This is a genomic window from Aquibacillus koreensis (genome assembly GCF_025154055.1).
In the GTDB taxonomy this organism is placed as follows: Bacteria; Bacillota; Bacilli; order Bacillales; family Amphibacillaceae; genus Aquibacillus_C; species Aquibacillus_C koreensis.
This window is the reverse complement of the sequence record NZ_JAOALK010000012.1, coordinates 220,319-236,613: the sequence shown is the minus strand read 5'-3', so window position 1 is coordinate 236,613 and position 16,295 is coordinate 220,319. Positions and strand designations below refer to the sequence as shown.

Here is a 16,295-nt window from a genome sequence, read left to right as displayed (position 1 = left end):
ATTAAAATGTCTGTCGGGTTGTGAGATACTGTACCAGCTAGTAAGAAAGAGAAGTTCATCACCATTCCGAAGAAGGCAGCTGCTGTTGTGAAACATCCAAGCATTAAACCAAGTCCTACTAACACTTCACCCCATGGAACAAGGATGTTGAAAAGGTCCGCATTTGGGATTGCGAAAGCTTGTAAGAAATCAACGTACCATCCATAAACGACACCATCTGGACCTGCGACTGGATTTGCCACTGCGCCTTGTAAAAATCCTGTTGCATCAAATCCACCTGTAACTTTTCCTAAACCTGCTGTAAACCACATATAGCCTAGATAAATTCGAATGATTGTTAAAACCCCAGCTACAACGTTATTTTTTCTTAATAATTCAAACATGTCGATCACTCCTAATTTTAGTTTTATATTGTTCATCATTTCACATATAGTTTTTCAAGAATTCTTGTTTGTGTCTTTCTATGTTTTTATATTAACACGTATAATAAGTATAGAAAATAAGTTTGTGTAATACTTCACAAATAAGAAACAAAGTTATGACAAATGCGTGAAGAATGGAAATTAATATTGACAGGTGGAAACAGGGGGACGGTTCTTGTGCACACAAAAGTGTGCACAGAAGAACCGTCCCCCTGTTTCCACCTCCCTCTGTATCGAGATTTTTAGATAATATGATTTTCCAAATGTAGCATTGGATAGTAAAATGATGGTTATGATTGAAAGTAGGAGTGGGCTATGGATAAATATATACAAACACTAGTGAAAAATGTAAGAACAAAGCTTGATGAATGGTTTAATCAACAAGAGAATATTCAACTAGAGGATTTGTATCGGTTTCTGCATTCGATAGCTGGAACTGCAGCAACGATTGGCTTTGATGAAGCAGGCGAAGCGGCAAAAGCATTGATGCTGCAATTAGAGACAGTAGAAGATCCGGAATGGACACAAGCAAAGCTCAAGGATTTCTTATACCCGTTAATTTCCGTTTTTTATTATCAAGATGTAAATGAAGACATCGAGGATTTAAAAAACGCAGTAAATACAGAGCAGAAACTCATCTTAATGATCGATGAGGATACGAGCTTTTTAATGATGATGAAGGAAGAGTTAGAAAAGAACAATTGGGTAGTTATGTCTGTTGCGAACCCCGACCGTACGATCCAATCATACTATGACTTTCACCCAGATTGCGTCATGATTAATATCTCGAATAATGATTCGATTGGGATAAAAAACTATCTCCAATTAAAGGACAATATGAGAAAGAAATTCATACCAACGATCATGATGAGTCAGGATAATGCAAAAGAAATACGTCTGAAAGCCTACCAATTAGGTGCTGACGATTTTATCCATAAAACGATGGACATGGATGAATTGACGATTAGGATTAATCGACAATTGGAAAGAAAGCAAGAGCTTGATGCGTTAATCATGATCGACAACTTAACGAATGTTTACAACCGAAATTATTTGCATCACCTATATAGTCAATTGATTCATCATCGTAAACAAAGCCGTCATAACTTTTCGATCGCGATGGTTAATATCGACGATTTTAAAGCTATCAATGATACCAATAGCCATGTAACTGGAGATTATGTGTTACAAACATTTGCCAATCATATGAAAAAAGGGCTAAGTGTGCATGATGTAATCATTCGATATGGTGGAGACGTGTTTATTTTTCTACTTCCAGAATCAACAGCAGATCAAGCAAAAGAAGTCCTAGATATTTTATTGGAAGAATTCGCTACGATTCCATTTGAATATGGAAAACACCACTTCATCTGTACTTTTTCTGCAGGAGTAGTGGAAGTAGAAGAGAATGACGAAGATCTAATTAAAAACATCGAGATGGCAGAGGCAGCCTTGCATCAAGCGAAGGCTAATGGGAAAAAACAAGTGAGACTTGTGCAACGTGAACAGTTGCCTAGTCTTCCGAAACATCTTCATATTGGGATTGTCGATGATGATCCAATTATCCGTACGATGCTAGAAGAGTTAGTGCATAAAAGTAAGATTACCGATGGGTATTCCTTGGATATCCAAACATTCACAAATGGAATGGAATTTCTGGAGTCTGAATGGCACAAGCGTTCAGAAGATCCTTACTTAATTGTGTTGGATGGAATGATGCCGAGAATGGATGGTATCGAGGTCTTGCAAAATGTAAGAGAATATCGTGATCAAGATAAATATACGGTTATTATGCTAACGTCGAGAAAAAGTGATCGTGATATCGCACGTGCGTTGACATTAGGAGCCGATGACTACATTACGAAACCTTTTAAATTGCTCGAGTTAGAAACGAGAATAGGTCATCTGATCAAGAGGATGAAATAGCGATGGAAGTAACTTTTTTATCTCTTTTTATGGTATTCGTTGTGATGCTTTTTATATTAATAAGTATTTTTCTTTACCTTCTTACGAAAAAGGTAGCAAACAATCAAACGAGAGCGAAGATTAATCAGTACAAAGAGGCGTATCGCTTGGATATGTTTCAATTTTTGCAAGCAGGAAAAGCTGTATCTTTTGGCAATTTTCAAGACGATCAGGAAAAGTTTATCGCTTGTAAGGAGTTACTGCAAGAATATGCGAATGTCATTGCTAGCGAAGATATGAAAGAGAGAATCAACGACTTCGCTAAGGATTATTTGACGTCGTATATCCAGAAAGAACTGAAACGTAGACGGTGGAGCTTAAGGATGAATGCCTTATATTTAGTAGAAGAATTTGAGATGGCGCATCTAACCAATGAATTATCTAGACTGTATAACAAAAGAAAGTTAGGTGTATTGGAAAAAACGCAACTTTTAAAGCTATTTGCCTTATTTGATCATGCCGAGATCATGGATTACTTAAAAAATAATACAGATGATTTATCTGAATTCGCACTGATGGATATTTTGTCCGTGATGACGGAAGCGCGTGTTGAGCAGCTTGCCGATGGAATGAATGACCTTCCAATGCGTTTTAAGTACATCGTTGTAGAGGTCATTGGAAAAAAACAGTTGATCGAATATCATCCACTGCTTCGTAACCTTATCATCGAAAGCAAGGAAGAAATCGAGCTTAAGATCAGAGCGTTTAAGGCGATGGTGCTTTTGGGTATGAAACTAGATAGCGACATCATAGAGGAAGCTTTGGAATCAGAACACTGGCAACTTCGAATGATGGCCGCACGGTTAGCTGGGGTTCACCGTTTGGAGGTTTTCAAGGATAAATTAATCTCACTTCTAAGTGACAGCGAATACGCTGTGCGTGCGGAGGCTGCAAAGGCAATTTTAACGTATAAAGGTGGCGCCAAAGTGTTGCAAAGGGTTGTAACCGAATCTAGTGATCCATTTGCAAAAGATATGGCCACAGAGTGGCTTGAAAAGGAGAGCGTTTTCTATTAATTGGTCCAATGTATTAGTTGTGGGTAGTTGGTTTATTTTAATTTACATGGTTCTCATTATTTTAGTCTATGGCGCGATGTTACTGCTTTCTCTTTTTCAGATTCGAAAAAGCTATCAACTAGATGATTATGAACCGTATGAGGATTTGTTGCATTCCGAAGAAACAAAGCCGGTGTCTATTCTCGTCCCAGCTTATAATGAGTCGGTCGGGATTAATAGCAGTATCAGGTCGTTGTTAAGTATTGAATACCCTGAATACGAGATTATTATCATTAATGATGGCTCGAAGGATGACACGCTTGAAAAGCTTATAGAGAAATTTAAATGTCAGAAAATCAATCGTGTGATTCGAAAACAAATTGTTACGAAACAAGTAAAAGCAGTCTACCGATCTACCATATATACAAACTTAGTCGTCATAGATAAGGAAAACGGCGGCAAAGCAGATGCGTTAAATGCCGGCATTAATTGCTCTAGTTATCCATATTTCTGCTCCCTTGATGGGGATTCCATTATTGAGCGAAGTGCATTTCTGAAGGTGTTGAAACCGATTATTGAATCGGACGATGAAGTCATTGCGTCTGGCGGAAGTATTCGGATCGCGAACGGCTGTAAAATTGAAAACGGTGAGATTGTCGAGACGGGGTTATCCAAGAAACCTTTAGTCATAATGCAAGTAGTTGAATATTTGCGTGCGTTTTTAACGGGAAGAGTTGGACTCAGTCATAACAACCTTTTACTGATTGTATCCGGTGCATTCGGTGTATTTTCAAAAAAATGGGTCGTAGAAGCTGGTGGTTATGCCCACACAGTTGGAGAGGATATGGAGCTTGTCGTTAGGCTACATCGACTCATTAAGGAAAAAAAGGTAAACAAAAAAATTGTCTACGTGCCGGATCCAGTTTGTTGGACGGAAGCGCCAGAATCGATCAAATTTTTACGTCGACAGCGGAAAAGATGGCATCGAGGCTTGTTTGACAGTCTTTGGAAGCATCGAAAATTAATGTTTAATCCAAAATACGGTTCAATTGGTCTCGTATCGATGCCATACTTCTTTTTTATTGAATTTTTAGGACCGTTAATTGAACTAATTGGTTATATTTTACTTGGCGTATCGGTGATAACTGGAAGTATTTATATCGAATACGCGATCATCTTTTTCCTATTGTCCCTTATTTATGGGTCGATTTATTCGATGGCATCCGTCCTTTTAGAAGAGTGGAGTATGGAAAGATATACAAAAGTTCGTCATTTCGTCGCGTTATTTTTTGTTTCCCTTACAGAAACATTATGGTACCGACCAATGACTGTGCTTTGGCGTGTTGAAGGAATGGTCGAGATGTTATTTGGTAAAAAAGGTTGGGGAGAAATGGTAAGAAAAGGTGTATCAAATGACTAACAAAAAAGGGTTATTTATAGGGGTGTTTCTACTGGTGCTTTTATTTTCCTCACCGGTTTGGTTATGGCAACTAAAAGGATCAGAAGAGGTAAATGTATTAATTGTAGATAAAACTGTTCCAGATCAAACCTACCGTGAACATAAAGGTTTAGTTTGGTTGTTAAATCATTTGAAGGTAAAACAGGCCGTGGGAAAGGCTTATGATGTGCAAGAAGATTATGTTGGCTTTGTTCCAACAGATCAGCCTCCCGAGTTCGAGGTAAGAGAGCTTCCTGATGATTTATCCGCCTATGACCTTTTGTATGTTGCAGATGGCTACGGGGTTTATCAAGATGAATACACGGGCAACAATCAGAATGGTGCGCGTTCTGAACTATTATATGGTGGCATGACAGCAGATGAGGTGACCCGGATACGGTCATCTTTAATCGAGAATCACCAAACATTAATTGCGGAGTTTAATACATTTGGTTCTCCAACAGAGCAACATGTGAGGGAAGGATTCTATGATCTACTAAATGTAAGATGGTCGGGATGGATGGGGCGTTATTTTGTTGATTTGCAAAATAATGAGGTGCCAATCTGGCTTAAGCAAAATTTTGAAAAGCAATACGGGGAGTCCTATGATTTTGAAGGAAGCGGACTTGTATTTGTGCATGAAAATGATCAGGTAGTGGTCATCACCGACGATGAACTGTCTGGCGATGATGCGGTAACTTTCGAACCAACTGAGGAAGCTCTAGATCTTTATGATATCGATAAAGAAATTGCTTATAATTATTGGTTCGATATTGTTGAGGCAGGTGATCAGGAAGAAGTACAAGCCGATTTCAACCTGCATTTATCGAAATCGGCAGAAAAGCAACTGACGGAAAATGAGATACCATTAACTTTTCCTGCAGTGATCCATCATGAAAATCAATCGTACGATAGCTATTATTTTGCTGGTGATTTTGCAGACCAAGAGCAGGTGCCTAGTATGCACGGCCTGAGTGGAATTGCTTGGTTACAAAAGCAATTTGCGTTTGATAAAGCAGGCAGAACAGACTTATTTTACTGGAAAGCGTATGTGCCGGTGATGAAGGAGATCGTATTGAATTTGGAAAACGAAAGAAAGGAAGAAGCAGTATCGACACCAGATATAAAAGTACAAGATGATATGAAGTACACCGGTCAATCTGGCGAAAACTACTTGCAAGTATATAAAAATGGGGAATGGCAAGATATATTAGTCAAAGGTGTCAACATGGGGATTGCCAAACCAGGTGCCTTTCCTGGTGAAACGAAAATAACGAGAGCCGAATATGCAAGATGGTTTGAGCAAATAAGTGAGATGAATGCAAACGCAATCCGAGTGTACACGATTCATCCACCAGGCTTTTATCAAGCACTTTATGAACATAATCAAAATAGTGAGAATCCGTTGTACCTGTTCCACGGGGTATGGGTGAACGAAGAGATTTTAGTTGAAAAACAAAATGCATATGACCCAGAAGTAACGGAAGAGTTTAAAGCAGAGATTAAACGAATCATTGACATTGTAAATGGCAATGCAAGCATAGAGGCTAGACCTGGTCATGCAAGTGGAGAATATGTGCACGATCTTTCCCCTTACCTATTGGGATGGGTAATTGGTATCGAGTGGGATCCAAACGTCGTGGTCGCAACCAATGATAAAAATCCGAACAAGGCAGCTTTTGATGGGAATTATTTTACGACAGACAATGCTTCTCCGTTTGAGAATTGGCTAGCGGAGATGATGGATTTCACGGCTACATATGAGGCCGAGAATTACCAGTGGCAGCATCCAATGAGCTTTACCAACTGGGTGACAACCGATTTATTAACCCACCCTGCTGAGCCGAGTGAGGAAGAAGACATGGTTTCGGTTGACCCGAACAAAATAAAGGCAAAGGATGCCTTCTATCCAGGCCAATTTGCTTCGTATCATATTTATCCGTATTATCCAGACTTTTTAAACTATGAAAAGAAGTATGTGGAGTATCTCGATCATCGCGGCGAGAAAAACAACTATGCGGGTTATCTAAATGATATGAAACAACACCATAACATGCCTTTGCTCGTTGCGGAGTTTGGTATTCCTGCATCACGGGGACTGACACATGAAAATGTGTATGGTCTTGACCAAGGGCATCATTCGGAACAAGAACAGGGACAGTTTTTAAGTCGATTGTTTGAAGATATTGTGGAAGAAGATGTAGCTGGTGGTCTTGTCTTTACGTGGCAGGATGAGTGGTTTAAACGAACATGGAATACGATGGACTATGATAATCCAGACCGCCGACCTTTCTGGGATAACATCCAGACGAACGAGCAGCATTTTGGCTTGTTAAGCTTTGAGCCAGGAACGAAAGAGAAACAATATCTCGTGGATGGGGATACATCCGATTGGCGTGCAAATGATGCAAAGCCAATGATAGAAGCCTCTAATGGTCCAATAAAAAATGTGTACATGGCTAGTGATGAACGAGCGTTGTATTTCCGTATTGATTTTGAGGATGAAAATGTATCGCTTGCGGATGTTAACACATCGATTCTTTTAAATACGATCCCAGACCAAGGACAATCTAGTATGCCAAACGTAGTTAATTTGAACGAGCAAGGCATTGATTTTCTTGTTGATCTAAACGGACAAGAAAACGCAAACGTGTTGATCGATAGCTATTACGATACGTTCTATTATCACTATGGTCACGTATTAAATATGATACCGCAAAAGGACTACGCAAGTGAGAGAAACAATGGGGTCTATCATCCGATTCGTTTGGCTTTAAATAAAGAGTTAACGATTGAAAGGCCAGATGGCGCAGAGATAATCCCTTTCTCAGCCTATGAAACGGGTGAGCTTCTATACGGAAACGGAAATCCAGCTGATCCAGATTCTAACACGTTGGCGGACTTTTTCTTGAAGGATGGTACACTTGAAATTCGTTTACCTTGGCTACTCTTAAATGTAAAAGATCCGAGCCAAAAACAACTAATGGGAGATATTTGGGGACGGCATGGCCTTGATAGCTCTGTGACTGTGGACCAAATTGCTGCCAAAATCATCACGACCAATGCTAACAACAAAGTGATGCAGAAAGTCCCTGCTACGGATGGGGAATGGATTGAGTATAGTTGGAGTAACTGGCAAGAACCAACGTACCATGAACGGTTAAAGAAATCGTATGGTATATTACGAGATACGTTTAGAGAGATAAACCTTAAATAGCGAATAGCTGGACTGGTTTTTGAAAACCAGTCCGGTGAACAAGTGCCTGTGATGTTACCTGTATTTTGTCAACTTCACAATTCTACGGGAAGTCACAGGCATTACCTTATTGCAAAAGCAAAAAAATTACAAATATATTCAAATTATTACAATTTTGTGATACTATCATACTAGGTAAAAAGTTTTTGTATGCGTTATTTCTATTGCAAGATAATATAGGGTACGAAAAGACTTCAAAGCAAGTAGTAGAATTAAAGAGTGCTTTATCTTTACTTGTAGGTAGAGGTATATGAAAATCTTTTTGCAACTACGGAACTATGTTCATTAATTTAAATGGTGTGCATATTGCACGCCTTTTTTTCGTAGAATAGAGAAGCAAAACTATATGATAAAGGCAAATCTATTGAAAAATAGAGACGCAAAACCACAGGTCTAACGTTATACATGACAATGACGGCTGGGTTACCAAGTAGTGTTTTTCCTTTGGTTTCCCTTACATTGTTTAGAAAAACTTAGGGGGACCAATGATGAAGAGAATGGAAGAAATACTTGGGACAAATAAGGCCAGAGTATTATTAAGCTTACTGGGCTTTGCGTTTTTGTTGTTTGGAACATATCGATTTTGGATTTTCTCTTCCCAGTCGTTGGAGATAAACGCAATTTTAATAATCATTATTGTATTATTTGTGATGACTATTTTTTTCAGTTCAAAAACATTTATGTCCTATGCTCTATCCACATTAATTTTGTTACTTATATTATACGTTATACATAGTAGTGATCTGAATACAGCTGAAGTTTCGCATATTGTATTTAACACGATCGTTGCCATTTGTTTTATGCAAAAAAGAGCGCTTATTCCTTGTCTGTATGGTTTCACGCTAGCGATCAATTTTTATATAAGTGATCCAAATAACTTAAACCATATTTCTATGGCAATAGGAAGCGCCTTTATGGGAACATACCTTGGTATTACTAATTATCTCGTAAGAAGAATCTACCACGAAAGAAACAAGTATTATTTGGCAAGCATCACCGACCCGTTGACAAGTGTGTACAGTTTTAAATATATGATTGAAAAAGGGCAAGCGTTGCTAGATGATGGGAAAAGTATCGTTGTTTTTGTGATAGATTTGAATGATTTCAAGATGATTAATGACCGTTTTGGGCATGTGAAAGGAAATGAAGTACTGATCGCATTTGCGGACTCATTAAGGAATGTTGTAGGAAATAGTGGACTAGTTGGTAGATTGGGTGGCGATGAATTTATCATTATAGCAGAAGAAGAACGGATTCCGCATGACCTTGAGAATCAGATTAATACGGAAGTGCTGAAAGATGCGTTTCTATCTGATCATAAACTCACCTATTCTATTGGTAAAGTAGCTTCCAATAATTATACTGCGAGTGAGATCAATGAACTGCTCCATATTTCGGATGTGAGCATGTATCAAATGAAAAATCAGGATAAACTAAAGCAAATATTATAAGTGTGTTGTGCTTGGATCACGTTAATAGGTGAGTGGAAGGAGGAATAAGAGTATGGTGCTTATTCCTCATTTATTTTTTTTGTAATTAAAAAAGCGTACAACATTTGGCTAACGGGTTCCGTGATTGCAAAAGTATTGATTGGGTTCAAATTTTGATGGATAATATACTCGTACTATCAATTAAAGGGCATTAAGAACGGAATAAAAATTAGCTTCCTTTTTTATTAGGGGTATTTTTAAATGGAGAGGCTGATTGGTTTTGACAATATTTCTATTTATTATTTCCTATATTCTGTTAAGTACAATTGGTTCCTTATCTTATGTTGGATTATTGCTATTGTTTTTTACGACCTTAAAAAAGATTTTTAATATGAATGAAGATAAGTGGACCACACTTTTTAAATATAAAAGAGGGAAAGGCTTGTATTATGTGATGTTTTTCCCTTATTTAGTAATGCTTATTATAATGTTTCTATTAAGTCTGTTTTGGTTTGAATTGATTAACTTTGAATATAGGGTTTTAGGCTCCTTAGCTGTAATTATATTATTAACGCTTACTCTATTCTTTAAATTACCTAAACTTAAAAAAATTCTAAAGGGAAGTCATTGATGCTAGTATAGTTATTTTTCGCATACAAAAAGCGCTGCAATATACAGCGCAATTTTATATACATTTTTACTTACATATTGATATACAAAAGTGTGTTTTGCAATAGAAAACGGAACTCGTTAACATTTGGCTGCACGCTTTCTTTCTATTAAACTTCTACCGTTTCTTTCCCTTCTTTTTGTTCTCTTCTTCTTGCAATAACTGTTCTTAGGTAAGGTAATACATATCTGTCTAAACCGAATTTACCAGCGTTCGCTCCAGCAACAAGGATGACTGTCCCGATTAAAATGTCTGTTGGGTTGTGAGATACTGTACCAGCTAGTAAGAAAGAGAAGTTCATCACCATTCCGAAGAAGGCAGCTGCTGTTGTGAAACAGCCAAGCATTAAACCAAGTCCTACTAACACTTCGCCCCATGGAACAAGGATGTTGAAAAGATCCGCATTTGGAATTGCGAAAACTTGTAAGAAATCAACATACCATCCATAAACCACACCATCTGGACCTGCGACTGGGTTAGCCACTGCGCCTTGTAAAAACCCCGTTGCATCAAAGCCACCAGTAACTTTTCCTAAACCTGCTGTAAACCACATATAGCCAAGATATATTCTTATGATTGCCAACACACCAGCTACAACGTTATTTTTTCTTAATAATTCAATCATGTTAATCACTCCTAATATTTTATTATGTTCATCATTTCACATTTTGGTTTTTCAAGAATTCTTGTTTGTGTCTTTCTATGTTTTTATATTAACACGTATAAAAAGTATAGAAAATAAGTTTGTGTAACACTTCACAATTAAGAAACAAAGTTATGACATATCAGTGAAAGTTGGAGTTTGGTGTTGACAGAGAGAATATGCAGGGCACTGGAAACATGGGGACGGTTCTCCCGTTCACGTTGTGAACGGGAGAACCGTCCCCATGTTTCCAAAGAAAAAGTTTTATGATGTTTTTTTTGGGAAATACAGACTAAAGTAAGCTTTAATTAGGGAACATAATCTAAGTGAGCTCAGACTATTAGCTTGAAAAGTGTGAATTATTAAAAGGAGTGTTATAGATGCGTGCAGTTGTCATCAACGAATATGGTAGTAAAGATGTGTTAGTCGAACAGGAACTACCGAAACCCGAAATAAAAGCAAACCAAGTACTTGTAGAAGTGTATGCAACTTCTATTAATCCGATTGATTGGAAGCTTCGTGCGGGTTACTTGAAGCAGATGTTAGATTGGTCCTTTCCGATCATACTTGGTTGGGATGTTGCTGGTAAGATTGTGGAAGTTGGAAGTGAAGTGAAGGCTTATCAGGTAGGGGATGAAGTATTTGCGCGTCCGGATACGACCCCGGAAGGTACTTACGCTGAATTCACGACGGTGGATGAGGAATTGTTAGCCAAAAAACCGAGTAACCTGAGTTTTGAGGAAGCTGCTTCGATCCCTTTGGCTGGTTTAACCGCTTGGCAGTGTCTTGTTGATACGACAAAGGTAAAAGAGGGAGACAAAGTGCTGATCCATGCTGGGGCTGGTGGTGTAGGTAGTCTAGCAATTCAAATGGCTAAGCACTTGGGTGCATATGTTGCAACAACAGCGAGTGAAACAAATGAAGCATATGTAAAACAGCTTGGTGCAGACAAGTTTATTAACTATCGCACACAGAATTTTGAAGAAGAACTTAGCGATTATGATGTGGTTATTGACACCATGGGTGGTGACATATTAAATAAAGGCTTTGAAGTACTGAAGCCTGGAGGCAGACTTGTTACGATTGCAGGACAACCCGATCAAGCATTAGCGGAAAAACATCAAGTAACTGCAAACTCATATTGGTTAACGCCAAATGGTAAGCAGTTGGGTGAATTAGGTGAATTGCTCGAGAAGGAAATCATTAAACCGCAAGTAGGGCATGAGTTTGGCTTTTCTGCAGAACAATTGCAAAAAGCCCATGAACTAAGTGAAACACATCATGCAAAAGGCAAAATCGTGATTAAAGTTAAATAATGCAGAAACATGGGGACGGTTCTTGTGTGCACGAATGTAATATAGTGGTAAAAACGTGAACGCAAGAACCGTCCCCATGTTTCCTAATGCTAGTTTGTAGAGTTAGGAAATGCACTCTGTTACACTCATTTTAGGATAAACTAAAATTGGAGTGAATGAATTGTTAATCGGTCATATTAAAGAAATTGTTCGTCATCCAGTGAAATCTTTCCGTGGAGAAAGTATAGAAAAAACAAAAATTATGGACTATGGTTTGTACGGAGATCGTAGCCATACTTATGTAGACGATACAAAAAAAGGAGATTTTTTAACCATATCACAATTTCAAGAAATGGTTCGATATCAAGCGAGATTTGTTGGAGAAGAATCCATGGACAAGTATCCTAAGGTTGAAGTAATCACCCCAGAGGGTAAAGTTTTTGATTGGGTTGATGAAGCGTTAATTGAAGAATTAGAAAACAAATCCAAACGAAAAATTCCCACAAGGAATTATACGCCATCACATGTGCCTATTGGACCTATTGCAGTAGAACACGTTCTGCTTGCAACAGATGCTTCATTAGATAAGTTAGAAGAGTTATGGGGACAAGGTAGAGTAGATGCAAGACGCTTTCGTCCAAATGTAATTATTTCCTTAAAGGAAAAGAAACCTTTTATTGAAGAAGAATGGATTGGCCGACGGATAAAAATAGGAAGTGATGTAGAAATGGAGTTCGTAGGACATTGTGAAAGGTGCATGATTATTACTGTTAATCCTGATAGTGCTGAGCGAGATGCAAGTTTACATAAAACAGTTATAAGAGAAAATAACAATAATTTTGGTGTTTATGCATCAGTGATAAAAACTGGCGACATACATGTTAATGATGAAATTCATCTTCTAGATTGATTTTTTTATGAAAAGAATGTATATGAATAAAATGCTCCCCTTTAGTAGTCTATTACTGAAAGAGGAGCATTTATATTTAGTATTCAGTTTGCTTACTCTGCAGGTTCGAGGTCTTCAATAGAATCAATTTCCATATAGCTTGGTACAGCTAAACCGATTCGAGCCCCTTCTACGTTCGCGCCTAAGTCTTCAAATTGACCTTCGTACTTCTCGTAGTATGCACCGTGAGTTGCAGGCATCCATGGTGATAGCGTAGCATCTGAATCTCCTGATGCTATTGCTTCAAACATAATAGATGGATCAACTGGTGTTAGCGTAACATCAAACCCTTGTTGTTCTAATACAAGTTTAGTCACATTCGTTGTAAAAGCTTCTGCATCCCAAGGTGTTAAAACCAAGTCTATGGAAGCACCATCAGCAGGCTCTACCCCTTCTGTCCATTCTGCAACTTTTTCTGCATTTTCATCCACCCACTGTTGTGCTATTGTTTCGAAATCAAAATCAATTTCTTTTGCTGCGAGTAAAGCTTCTTCCAATACTGGTAGTTCGAAGTAAATACTATCAAGAATCGTATAAGCATTTGGCATATCGTCTTTTAAGCCGTTTCTAACAATGGTTGTAATATGCTCTTCTTCACCAAAGATAAGTTTAGGGTCTTCCAAGTATTTTATATCATATTGTGCAAACATATAGTGAGGTGACCATGCTGCAACAATAATCGGTTCTTCGTTATCAATAGCTTCACCTAATGCGGTTAGCATGGCCCCTGCTGAAGAAGTTTCTTGTTCCCAACCAGCAAGACTTTCATACTCAGCTATAGCTTGATCATTTGTTTGCGTTTGTCCAGCACCAGGTTCGATACCAGTAATTGTATATTCTAATTCTTCACTAACGCTTGATGTAGTCTCCTCAGCTTGCTCATTTCCACCGTCATTTGACCCACACCCAGCGGCAAAAAGGGCTAAAGATAAGCTAGCAGTTAGACCTATTTTTTTCCATTTTGATTTAACCATGTTGAATAAAATCCCCCTAATTCTACTAATTGCTACTATTGTATTTATATTTATGTAGCAAATGTCTATTAACCTTTATCTTTATCCTCTATCATTTATCAAATCGATAAATCTATGAAGACCAAATAAAAGCTACTTATATATGTTATCTCTTTTTACTTACATCATTCAAACATCAAAAATGAATAAAAACCATACAAATAGTACGTTGGGCTCACAATCTAAAAGTTTTCTAAGTCGAATACTTACAATTGCACTACCATCCAAAGTATTATACCCCCATGTGAAATTCTTCCATTTTTAAATGGAAACATGGGGACGGTTCTCGTGTACATAACTGTAATAAAGTGGTAAAAGTGTAAACGAAAGAACCGTCCCCCTGTTTCCATCATTCTTGAATTAGCTGTTCGACGGCTGGAATGTCAGCGGGAGCCCATTGGAGGGAGGTCAGGTTCTTTCTGTTTAACCATATAAGCTTGGAATGTTCGCTTTTCTTAGGTGTGCCTTTAACGATTTTACTTTTTATAGCTATAAGATTGATAATGAAGGCGTCGTATTCATGCGTATGATCATGAAACAATTCAATTGTTTCGATTGTGCAATCTAGCTCTTCTTGGATTTCTCTAATCAAGGCGCTATGTATGTCTTCCTCTTCTTCCACTTTACCACCAGGAAACTCCCACATATTTGGAATAACCATCTCAGGAGATCTTAGCGCACATAATATTTCTTCGTTTTCATTTTCGATAATAGCCGCAACTACTTTCACAGTTTTTTTCATATAACCCCTCCAATCTTTTACAATGATAGCATGATTTTGGGTTAGACTCCTAGCTGGTGTGATATATCTTGGATCAGTTTTGAGAATTATTGGAATTTTATGTTAAAATAAATGTGAATCTGTCATCTTAAATTAAATGGCAGGAATGTGGAAGAAAAAATATCAAGCCTGATTCGCAACATACTTTGTAACTTTTTAATAGAATGTCGTTGTTGTTATAAAAAGATAGGAGAATGTATGTGAATAATAAAAAAATTGTATCATTATATTTAGCATTTATGTGTGTAGCTTTGGTATGGAATTCAGTAGGATTTTTCAATGATCAAATCGCTTGGGCAATAGTAGGGGGAGTATTTTCACTATTATTTTTTCTATCTGCAATCGGTTCCAATAAAGATAATAAATCTTTTTTATGGTTAGGAATTATTTGTGTGGCATTCTACACTTTGTATACAATCGGAGCAGTTATATGGGCGTTATTCTCTCATTCATTTCCTATATTTCTTTTGTTTGTAGTAGTTATATTTACCTTAATAAATGCCTATGCAGTTCTTCTAATGTCAAAACGACTAAATTACAATAGTTGATAATGAATAATCATCAATAAGCATAAATATTGTGAATAATTACAATTAAAATTTATTCGATTGGCAGAGAGCCCTTCGGATAATGAAAAATTAGAAGAAGTTGATTTGTTAGCAAAAGAGATTTTAGAAAGTATATAGAATTCTCTTTCAACTAAAGTAGTAATGTTGTATAAGGAAGCTGTTGAATTTTAGGGGGAGTTTATGCGTAAAAAATGGCTATTCATATTACCATTGATTATTATACTATTCTTTATTTTATTTTTAAGTGGATATAGGTTTAATGCTCTAAGTGCTGCTAAAAGTCATGAATTCCTTCCAGTAGATGCAGAGTTGGTGGAACAACATGATATAGGTTCAACTGGTATTTTCTTATTTAAGAGTGATAAAGAGAAAATGTATCATACAGTAGTATCTATAAAGAAAGGTTTTTTCTATCATAGTGGTGTATCAACCTTTACTCCTTTTAGGTCTGATAAAATTCAAACAATTGGCGGTATTAATTATTCAACAAAAGAGGGAGTGGCCTCTATGCTGAGTATAATATCCTACGATGAAGAAGTTGCATATATTGAAGCTGGTGTAGAGCCATACACGAAGAAAAAGGTTATAAAGATGGGAGAACCCATTACTTTCTTATTTTCAAATAGAAAACAAATGGACCACCTTAATGCAGTTGCAACCAATAAAGAGGGTGATGAGCTTTATTATTTTGGTTATCCTGAACATGCAACACATATTAATCTAAATGAAGATATAAGGTGGTATAAAATAGATGAACAGTAAAGTCTACCTTTTTCATTAACGAGAGCAAATATATGACAAGTGGATCGTCACGAATCGTGGCGGTTTTTTTCTTTTGAATTTAAAAAAGTTCGTTGGGATATTATGTT

General features: G+C 37.3%; 13 protein-coding genes and 1 riboswitch. Of the genes, 9 read left to right on the top strand and 4 right to left on the bottom strand.

Going from position 1 to position 16,295, the window contains the following annotated elements:
• On the bottom strand, positions 1 to 383 hold a 383-nt coding region (locus NYQ66_RS03745; protein ID WP_259866975.1), incomplete at its 3' end, for a DoxX family protein.
• 354 nt (positions 384 to 737) lie between these two features.
• Here NYQ66_RS03745 and NYQ66_RS03740 point away from each other — a divergent pair.
• From NYQ66_RS03740 to NYQ66_RS03720, 5 genes are all read left to right on the top strand, one after another.
• Positions 738 to 2,348 (top strand): GGDEF domain-containing response regulator, encoded by a 1,611-nt coding sequence (locus NYQ66_RS03740; protein ID WP_259866973.1) that lies wholly within the window; start codon positions 738 to 740, stop codon positions 2,346 to 2,348.
• 2 nt (positions 2,349 to 2,350) lie between these two features.
• Positions 2,351 to 3,403 carry a HEAT repeat domain-containing protein gene (locus NYQ66_RS03735; RefSeq protein WP_259866971.1) on the top strand — a complete coding sequence of 351 codons (1,053 nt, stop codon included), beginning with the start codon at positions 2,351 to 2,353 and terminating at the stop codon, positions 3,401 to 3,403.
• 46 nt (positions 3,404 to 3,449) lie between these two features.
• The gene (locus NYQ66_RS03730) at positions 3,450 to 4,802 is read left to right on the top strand and encodes a glycosyltransferase family 2 protein (protein ID WP_259867002.1); all 1,353 of its coding nucleotides are present in this window, start codon (positions 3,450 to 3,452) and stop codon (positions 4,800 to 4,802) included.
• Positions 4,795 to 8,037: a hypothetical protein gene (locus tag NYQ66_RS03725; RefSeq protein ID WP_259866969.1), complete on the top strand. Its 3,243-nt coding sequence runs from the start codon at positions 4,795 to 4,797 to the stop codon at positions 8,035 to 8,037. The genes NYQ66_RS03730 and NYQ66_RS03725 overlap by 8 nt, the downstream gene beginning before the upstream one ends.
• Positions 8,038 to 8,420: 383 nt before the next feature.
• Positions 8,421 to 8,507, top strand: a riboswitch (cyclic di-GMP riboswitch).
• 57 nt (positions 8,508 to 8,564) lie between these two features.
• The gene (locus NYQ66_RS03720; protein WP_259866967.1) at positions 8,565 to 9,527 is read left to right on the top strand and encodes a GGDEF domain-containing protein; all 963 of its coding nucleotides are present in this window, start codon (positions 8,565 to 8,567) and stop codon (positions 9,525 to 9,527) included.
• A 758-nt stretch (positions 9,528 to 10,285) separates the two neighbouring features.
• Here the strand turns inward: NYQ66_RS03720 and NYQ66_RS03715 are convergent.
• The gene (locus NYQ66_RS03715; RefSeq protein ID WP_259866965.1) at positions 10,286 to 10,801 is read right to left on the bottom strand and encodes a DoxX family protein; all 516 of its coding nucleotides are present in this window, start codon (positions 10,799 to 10,801) and stop codon (positions 10,286 to 10,288) included.
• Between the two features lie 398 nt (positions 10,802 to 11,199).
• Here NYQ66_RS03715 and NYQ66_RS03710 point away from each other — a divergent pair, with 398 nt between their 5' ends.
• A complete protein-coding gene (locus NYQ66_RS03710) occupies positions 11,200 to 12,135 on the top strand; it encodes an NADP-dependent oxidoreductase (protein ID WP_259866963.1) in 936 nt (311 codons plus the stop codon).
• Positions 12,136 to 12,295: 160 nt separating this feature from the next.
• On the top strand, positions 12,296 to 13,024 hold the full coding sequence (locus tag NYQ66_RS03705; RefSeq protein ID WP_259866961.1) for an MOSC domain-containing protein: 729 nt from the start codon (positions 12,296 to 12,298) through the stop codon (positions 13,022 to 13,024).
• A gap of 92 nt (positions 13,025 to 13,116) precedes the next feature.
• On the opposite strand, the gene NYQ66_RS03700 is transcribed toward NYQ66_RS03705, so the two are convergent.
• Both NYQ66_RS03700 and NYQ66_RS03695 read right to left on the bottom strand, forming a co-directional pair.
• A complete protein-coding gene (locus NYQ66_RS03700; protein WP_259866959.1) occupies positions 13,117 to 14,037 on the bottom strand; it encodes a glycine betaine ABC transporter substrate-binding protein in 921 nt (306 codons plus the stop codon).
• A gap of 388 nt (positions 14,038 to 14,425) precedes the next feature.
• Entirely contained in the window at positions 14,426 to 14,818 is a 393-nt protein-coding gene (locus tag NYQ66_RS03695; protein ID WP_259866956.1) for a (deoxy)nucleoside triphosphate pyrophosphohydrolase, read from the bottom strand.
• A 239-nt stretch (positions 14,819 to 15,057) separates the two neighbouring features.
• On the opposite strand from NYQ66_RS03695, the gene NYQ66_RS03690 reads away from it, so the two are divergent.
• Entirely contained in the window at positions 15,058 to 15,405 is a 348-nt protein-coding gene (locus tag NYQ66_RS03690; protein ID WP_259866954.1) for a hypothetical protein, read from the top strand.
• Positions 15,406 to 15,606: 201 nt separating this feature from the next.
• Entirely contained in the window at positions 15,607 to 16,188 is a 582-nt protein-coding gene (locus NYQ66_RS03685; protein ID WP_259866951.1) for a hypothetical protein, read from the top strand.
• Positions 16,189 to 16,295 lie beyond the last annotated feature (107 nt).

What these genes read in the sequence shown, in the direction of transcription:
- NYQ66_RS03685 (WP_259866951.1), top strand. Translation starts at nt 15,607, where the DNA reads ATGCGTAAAAAATGGCTATTCATATTACCATTGATTATTATACTATTC.
- NYQ66_RS03710 (WP_259866963.1), top strand. Translation starts at nt 11,200, where the DNA reads ATGCGTGCAGTTGTCATCAACGAATATGGTAGTAAAGATGTGTTAGTC.
- NYQ66_RS03720 (WP_259866967.1), top strand. Translation starts at nt 8,565, where the DNA reads ATGAAGAGAATGGAAGAAATACTTGGGACAAATAAGGCCAGAGTATTA.
- NYQ66_RS03730 (WP_259867002.1), top strand. Translation starts at nt 3,450, where the DNA reads ATGGTTCTCATTATTTTAGTCTATGGCGCGATGTTACTGCTTTCTCTT.
- NYQ66_RS03725 (WP_259866969.1), top strand. Translation starts at nt 4,795, where the DNA reads ATGACTAACAAAAAAGGGTTATTTATAGGGGTGTTTCTACTGGTGCTT.
- NYQ66_RS03700 (WP_259866959.1), bottom strand. Translation starts at nt 14,037, where the DNA reads ATGGTTAAATCAAAATGGAAAAAAATAGGTCTAACTGCTAGCTTATCT.
- NYQ66_RS03695 (WP_259866956.1), bottom strand. Translation starts at nt 14,818, where the DNA reads ATGAAAAAAACTGTGAAAGTAGTTGCGGCTATTATCGAAAATGAAAAC.
- NYQ66_RS03715 (WP_259866965.1), bottom strand. Translation starts at nt 10,801, where the DNA reads ATGATTGAATTATTAAGAAAAAATAACGTTGTAGCTGGTGTGTTGGCA.
- NYQ66_RS03740 (WP_259866973.1), top strand. Translation starts at nt 738, where the DNA reads ATGGATAAATATATACAAACACTAGTGAAAAATGTAAGAACAAAGCTT.
- NYQ66_RS03735 (WP_259866971.1), top strand. Translation starts at nt 2,351, where the DNA reads ATGGAAGTAACTTTTTTATCTCTTTTTATGGTATTCGTTGTGATGCTT.